We start from the raw sequence: 6,729 nt of genomic DNA, 5'->3' as shown, positions 1-6,729 counted from the left end.
GTGTGGGGACAGACGGGCGCGTGCGTAAGCGGCGGCGCAGGCGGGGGTTCTCGCGGGCGGAACTGACACAGAGCGCCGCGATCACCGTGGCCCTGCTGCTGGTACTGGGCCTGCTCGCCGCCTGGAGCGTCCTGGTCCCCGGTGTGGACGCCTGGGAGAACATCGTGGTGGCCATCATCGGATCGCTGCGGCTGACCGGCCCGGTCGCCGCCGCCTTCGCCGGCTGGGTCGCCATGCGCAAGCGCCGGGCGACCGCCAAACGCCCGCTGACGCCATGGCGGGCGATGAAGGCCCCGCTCGCCATCATGGCCGTGGTGGCGGTGTCCTTCACGGTCACCGCGCTGCTGTTCGCGGTCAGGAGCGTGCTCACCGAGCAGGCCGGGCGGCTGCCGCCGAGCGCGCTCGCCATGGGCATGGCCGGGCTCGGGCTGTACGTCGCGATCGGCTGGGTCACCGGCTGGGCCCTGCCCTGGACGATCACGCCCGCGCTGGCGGCGCTCGGCTGCTACGGGCTGTTCACCTGGTTGATGGAGGGATCGACGTGGGCCGAACGCCTGGCGCCCGCCACGCGCGAGCCGTACGACGTCTTCCAGGGCCTCAGCGGGGCCGCGTTCGCGGACCAGACGCTGTGGCTGATCGGCGCGAGCACCGCGCTGATGCTCGGCTGGGCGGCCACGGTCACCCGCCAGGGCGCGCTGCTCGGCGCGGCACTGGTCGCGGTGCTGGCGGCCGGGGCAGGGCTGGTCAGGCTGGCCGGCGGCCCGCCGGCGGGCGGCGCGTCACCGCCGGTCGCCTACAGTTGCCAGGAGTGGCCGATCACGATCTGCGTCCATCCCGGGATGCGCAACGGGCTCACCGACCTGGGCGCGACCTTCACCAAGATCGCATCCCGGCTGAGCGGCACGCCCGCCGAGTTCACCAGGGTCGAGCAGCGCCCGCGGCGCGCCGAGGGCGACCCCACGCCCGGCGTGGTCCCGGTCCACGTCGATGACCTGGAGTCGGGGTTCGCCGACAAGGCGGCGGAGGAGTTCCTGGAGACCCTGGCCGGCGACTGCGCCGACCGGCGGCCCGGCGGCTACCGCGAGATCGTGATGTCCTGGCTGCGCGGCGAACCGCTGCCCGGCGGGCCGCTGCCCGAGCACCAGTACGCCGCGGCGTGGTTCTCCGGGCTCACCGAGGCCCAGCGCCGGGAGTGGCTGCGCATGTTCTACACCGACTTCACCGCATGCACGCTACGCGCCGAGCACTTCGGCGGGGGCCCGCAGCGGTTGCGGGCGGACGGCGGCCACGACGGCGGCCCCCGGCCCAAGCCCGCCTTCCCGGCCCCCGCGCAGTCGCCGCGGGCCTACCTGGAGCGCCCGTCGCCGGGGCCCGCCGGGCCGCCACGGCCGTCGGGGGCGCCCACCCCGCCGCCCGTCGCCGAGGCGAGGGGCGACCACGACCACGACGAGCGCGGTGATCACGATGAACACGAGGAGCATGAGGAGCGTCATGAGCGCGGCGATCGAGGCGATGGCGATACGGACCTCCGGGCCAGGCACGGCGAACGCCTCGCGGTGCCCCTCACGGACGAGGATCGGGCGGAGGTCGTGGACCCCGCCGATCACCACGAACTCCGCCAGGACCTGAAAGATCATTACCATGTCGGGAATGACGGCCCGGCCAGGGGAAACCCTCCTGAGTGGCGTCCGCCGGCGGTCCGGGCACGGCCCGGCGGGGCGGACGTCCGGTGATAAGCCCGCTCCCGGGGGAAGGACAAGCACGTGACCGTCGCCCTGCTCGTGGTGGGCGCCCGGCTGGCCTGGGCCTGGCTCGATCCCTTCGGTGAGCGCGGGATCGACCGCAGCGGCCCGGCCATCCTCACCTCGATCCAGGACCTCAGCAGGTTCCAGGCCGCGACCGGCAACTTCCAGGTGGTGGTGGATCTGCAGAGGGACGCCGCGTTCCTGCCCGACGCGATCAAGGGCAGCCGCACGCTGTTCGTCGGAGCGGGGTCGGTGGACGCCTATGTCGACTTCGCCGCGATGCCGAGCGGCGCGCTGACCGTCTCCCCCGACCGCGCCGCGGTGACCGTACGCCTGCCGCGCGCCGCCCTGGCCAAGCCCAACCTGGACAACCGGCGTTCCTACGTCTACCACCAGCAACGCGGCATCCTGGACCGGGTGCAGGAGTTCCTATCGTCCTCGCCGGGCGACCAGCGGGAGCTCTACGTGCTGGCGGAGCGGAAGATCGAAGAGGCCGCCCGCGCGAGCGACCTCGCCCGCCGCGCCGAACAGAACACCAGGCTCATGCTGGAGGGCATGCTCAAGTCGCTCGGCTTCCAGCGCGTCACGGTCAAGTACGCCGACCAGCCGTGACCCCGCCGCGGCACGCGCTCACAGCGCGGCCACCAGCCGGTCGGCGGCGCTGTAGGGGTCGGTGTCCCCCGCGACCACCTGGGCGGCCAGCGACTCCAGGCGGTCGCCGCCGCGCAGCCCGGTGAACCCGGCCCGCAGCGCGGTCAGCGCGATCGCCTCGATCTCGTCGCCCGCCCTGGCCAGGCGGCGGCGTTCCAGCTCGCCGGAGGCGGCCATGTGGTCGTGGTGCTTGGTCAGCGCGGCCACGACGTCCTCGCCGCCCTGTCCGCGCGCCGCCACCGTGGTCACGATGGGCGTCTTCCACGGCCGCTCCACCATGGCGATCATGTTGCGCAGCTCGCGGACCGTCGCCTGGGCGCCCTCCCGGTCGGCCTTGTTCACCACGAAGACGTCGGCGACCTCCAGGATGCCCGCCTTGGCCGCCTGGACGCCGTCGCCCATCCCCGGGGCGAGCAGCACGATCGTGCTGTCGGCCAGCGAGGCGATGTCCACCTCGGCCTGGCCGACCCCGACGGTCTCGATCAGGATCACGTCGCAGCCCGCCGCGTCCAGCACGCGCAGCGCCTGGGGGGTGGCCCAGGCCAGGCCGCCGAGGTGGCCCCGGCTGGCCATCGAGCGGATGAACACCTCGCGGTCGGTGGCGTGGTCCTGCATCCGCACCCGGTCGCCGAGCAGCGCGCCGCCGGTGAAGGGGCTGGAGGGGTCCACCGCGAGCACCCCGACCCGCTTGCCCAGCTCGCGGTAGGCCGCGACGAGCATCGCCGTCGTGGTGGACTTGCCGACCCCGGGCGAGCCGGTCAGGCCGATGACGTGCGCGGGCTCGGGCCTGCGGGCCGCGCACAGCTCGGCGGTGATCTGCCGGACCTCGGGCGCGGCGTTCTCGATGAGGGAGATCAGCCGGGCCACGGCGCGCGGCCCGCCGGAGCGGGCCTGCCGTACCAGGCCGGGGACGTCCACGGCGGCCCGTGGACGCGGCCCCGTCTCGGAAGCCGTCATGCGGGCCGTCACGCCCGGGGAACGCGCAGCAGCAGCGCGTCGCCCTGGCCACCGCCACCGCACAGACCGGCCGCGCCGAGGCCGCCGCCGCGGCGGCGCAGCTCGTACGCGAGGGTCAGCGCGAGCCGCGCGCCGGAGGCGCCGATCGGGTGACCGAGCGCGATGGCGCCGCCGTTGACGTTGACGCGGTCCATCGGCACGCCGAGGTCCTTGACCGACTGGAGCGCGACGGCGGCGAACGCCTCGTTGATCTCCAGCAGGTCGAGGTCGGCGGCGCTCAGCCCGGCCTTGCCGAGCGCGTGCTTGATCGCGTTGGCGGGCTGCGACTGCAGCGAGTTGTCCGGGCCGGCGACGTTGCCGTGCGCGCCGATCTCGGCGAGCCAGGTCAGGCCCTCGCGCTCGGCGCGCTCGCGGGACATCACCACGACCGCGCAGGCCCCGTCGGAGATCTGCGAGGCGGAACCGGCGGTGATCGTGCCGTCCGGGCTGAACGCGGGCTTGAGCCTGGCCAGCGCCTCGATGGTGGTGTCGCCGCGCACGCCCTCGTCGGTGGTGACCAGCACCGGCTCGCCCCGCCGCTGCGGGACCGGCACCGGGACGATCTCCTCGTCGAAGACGCCGTTCTTGATCGCGGTGGCGGCCAGTTGGTGGGAGCGGACGGAGAAGGCGTCCTGGTCCTCGCGGGTGAGCGACAGGCGGTGGTTGTGCCGGTCGGTGGACTCGCCCATCGGGATGTGGTCGTAGGCGTCGGTGAGGCCGTCGAGGGCCATCGAGTCGACCACCTCCGCGCCGCCGTACTTGACGCCCTTGCGCAGGCCCGGCAGCAGGTGCGGGGCGTTGGTCATGGACTCCATGCCGCCGGCCACCACGACCTCGAACTCGCCCGCCCTGATGAGCTGGTCGGCCAGAGCGATCGCGTCCAGACCGGAAAGGCATACCTTGTTGACGGTCAGCGACGGCACGGTCATGGGGATGCCCGCCTTGACGGCGGCCTGGCGGGAGGAGATCTGCCCCGCGCCCGCCTGAAGCACGTGGCCCATGATCACGTACTGCACCGCCTCGGGGGCGACCCCGGCGCGGTCGAGCGCGGCCTTGATCGCGATACCGCCGAGATCGACGGCGGGCAATGCGGACAGGGCTCCGAGGAGGCGACCGATGGGGGTGCGCGCTCCAGCGACGATGACAGAACCCGACATCTCAGACCTCCTGGGCACGATCAGCGAGCGGTTCTGTCACCATACCCACGAGGGCCCGGACGCTCGCCATGGAGGTGGCCTATGTTCCTGCGCATCGATCACGTCGGGATCGCCTGTCACGACCTCGAAGCGAAGATCGCCTTTTTCGAGTCGACGTTCGGCATGACCGTGGTGAGCCGTGAGGTGAATGAGGAGCAGGGGGTACGCGAGGCGATGCTGCACGTCGCAGACGGTCCGAACGGCTCGTCATATGTGCAGCTTCTCGAACCGCTGAGCCCCGACACGCCGGTGGGCAAGTTCCTCGCCAAACGGGGCGAGGGCGTCCATCATGTCGCTTTCGGCGTGCCCGACGTCGCCGAGGCGATGACGGAACTCGGCGGAAAGGGAATCCGGCTGCTCGACGAGCGGCCGAGGCACGGCTCGATGGGATCCTCGATCGCCTTCCTGCATCCCAAGGACGTGGGCGGGGTGCTGACCGAGCTCGTTCAGGCGCCGGAAGCACGGTCTTGACCCGCTCCCCTAACGCAAGAAACGCTCATTCGTAACAAGTCGCGCATAACGCCTGAGGGGGCGGCCAACACGGCAGTGGCAGAGTACGCTGGCGTATCACCGGACGTGGATTCCTCCGCCGACGCGCCAGCGCGGTCGCGTCGGCACGGGCTCCCGCCTCGGAAAGCCCCGACTCATCCCGTCCGGCCCGTGTAGCCGTCTCGACAACCCAGGATCGAGCCTCCATGCAGTCCGACATCGACGCCCAGCTCAACAATTTCTTCGAGGACGCCCCCGCGCGGGAGTTCGACGTGGTGCTCCGGGGCTATGACCGGCACCAGGTCCACGACCATCTCAAGACGCTCGACACCGAGTTGCGCCAGGCGAGGGAGCAGGCCGGCGCCCTCCAGCGCGAGCTGTCCGACTCCAAGCGGCAGCTCCAGGAGCAGGAACGGCCGACCTACTCCGGGTTGGGGGCCCGGATCGAGCAACTGCTCCGTCTGGCGGAGGAGCAGGCCACGGAGCTGGTGCAGGCGGCCAGGTCCGAGGCCAACGAGATCAAGGCGGCGGCCAAGGTGGAGGCCGCGGAGCTGCGCGCCGCCGCCGAGAACGAGGCCGCCGACAAGCGGGCGGTCGCCACCCGAGAGGCCGAAGAGACCCGTACCACCGCCGAGCGCGAGGCCGAGGAGATCCGCTCGACCGCCCACCGCGAGGCCGACGAACTCACCTCGACCACCGAGCGCGAGGTCTCCAAGCTGCGCGCCACCGCCGACCACGAGGTGGCGGAGAAGCGCGCCGACGCCGAGCGCGAGATCGCCAAGCTGCGCACCACCACCGAGCGCGAGGTCGCCCAGTTGCGCGCCTCCACCAAGCGCGAGCGTGACGAGGTGCTCACCACCGCCAAGCGCCAGGCCGACGAGATGCGCGCCCAGGCGCAGCGGGTGCTGGAGGAGTCCGAGGCCAAGCGCGCCCAGGACGAGGCCGAGTTCGAGATCCAGCTCGCCGCCCGCAGGGAAGAGGCCGAGCGCCAGGAGGCCGAGCGGCACGCCACCGCGCAGGCCGCCACCCAGAAGCTGGTCGCCGAGGCCGAGCAGCGGGCGGCCACCGCCGAGCAGCGGGCCGCCAAGGCCACCCAGCAGGCCGACCAGACCCGCCGCGACGCCGACACCCACGCCAAGCAGCTCCTGGCCAACGCCAAGAAGAACGCCGAGCAGGTCGTCGCCGACGCCAAGTCCAGCGCCGAGTCGATCGTGCACGAGGCCAAGACCGAGGCCAAGCGGTCCCTGTCGGCGGCCCAGCAGCAGGTGGACGAGCTGACCAGGCAGCGCGACAGCATCACCAGCCACCTCGCGCAGCTTCGCCAGTTGCTCGGCGGGGCGGCGCTGCCCGGCATGGAGCCGCCGGCTCCCGAGCCCGCCATCGCCGCGGCTCCGGCCAAGCCGGCCCTGGCGCCCTCCAGGGCCGCCGAGAAGCCCGCCATACCGGCGCAGTCCCCCGCTCCGGCTCCGGCGGCGAGCAAGGACTCCGGCGACGAGTCGGAGTGGTGGCAGGAGTAGGCACCGCCCCGGCGCACGGGGACTGAATCACGGGGCGGCACGACGGCTATCGGGGAGAGCCTGGCGACCTTGGGTCGCTAGGCTCTCCTTTGCCTTTTGCCCGCCTTTGGAGGATCTGTGACCACCGGCCCGGCC

At 72.7% G+C, this 6,729-nt stretch carries 6 protein-coding genes; 4 read left to right on the top strand and 2 right to left on the bottom strand.

Annotation, left to right across the window (positions count from 1 at the left end; genetic code table 11):
* Both C1I98_RS33135 and C1I98_RS33130 read left to right on the top strand, forming a co-directional pair.
* On the top strand, positions 1-1,733 hold a 1,733-nt coding region (locus tag C1I98_RS33135), incomplete at its 5' end, for a hypothetical protein (protein WP_233508398.1).
* Positions 1,734-1,763: 30 nt separating this feature from the next.
* Positions 1,764-2,357 carry a DUF4230 domain-containing protein gene (locus C1I98_RS33130; protein WP_111171285.1) on the top strand — a complete coding sequence of 198 codons (594 nt, stop codon included), beginning with the start codon at positions 1,764-1,766 and terminating at the stop codon, positions 2,355-2,357.
* A gap of 18 nt (positions 2,358-2,375) precedes the next feature.
* Here C1I98_RS33130 and meaB read toward each other — a convergent pair whose 3' ends face one another.
* Positions 2,376-3,314, bottom strand: a complete 939-nt coding sequence (gene meaB, locus C1I98_RS33125; RefSeq protein ID WP_199537397.1) for a methylmalonyl Co-A mutase-associated GTPase MeaB — start codon at positions 3,312-3,314, stop codon at positions 2,376-2,378.
* 47 nt (positions 3,315-3,361) lie between these two features.
* Positions 3,362-4,549 carry an acetyl-CoA C-acetyltransferase gene (locus C1I98_RS33120; protein ID WP_111171283.1) on the bottom strand — a complete coding sequence of 396 codons (1,188 nt, stop codon included), beginning with the start codon at positions 4,547-4,549 and terminating at the stop codon, positions 3,362-3,364.
* A gap of 81 nt (positions 4,550-4,630) precedes the next feature.
* On the opposite strand from C1I98_RS33120, the gene mce reads away from it, so the two are divergent.
* Both mce and C1I98_RS33110 read left to right on the top strand, forming a co-directional pair.
* On the top strand, positions 4,631-5,059 hold the full coding sequence (gene mce, locus C1I98_RS33115) for a methylmalonyl-CoA epimerase (RefSeq protein ID WP_111171282.1): 429 nt from the start codon (positions 4,631-4,633) through the stop codon (positions 5,057-5,059).
* Positions 5,060-5,283: 224 nt separating this feature from the next.
* A complete protein-coding gene (locus C1I98_RS33110; protein WP_111171281.1) occupies positions 5,284-6,594 on the top strand; it encodes a DivIVA domain-containing protein in 1,311 nt (436 codons plus the stop codon).
* The last annotated feature ends 135 nt before the right edge of the window (positions 6,595-6,729 follow it).

This window comes from Spongiactinospora gelatinilytica, assembly GCF_003236385.1.
GTDB lineage: Bacteria > Actinomycetota > Actinomycetes > Streptosporangiales > Streptosporangiaceae > Spongiactinospora > Spongiactinospora gelatinilytica.
This window is presented reverse-complemented; position numbering and strand designations above follow the sequence as displayed.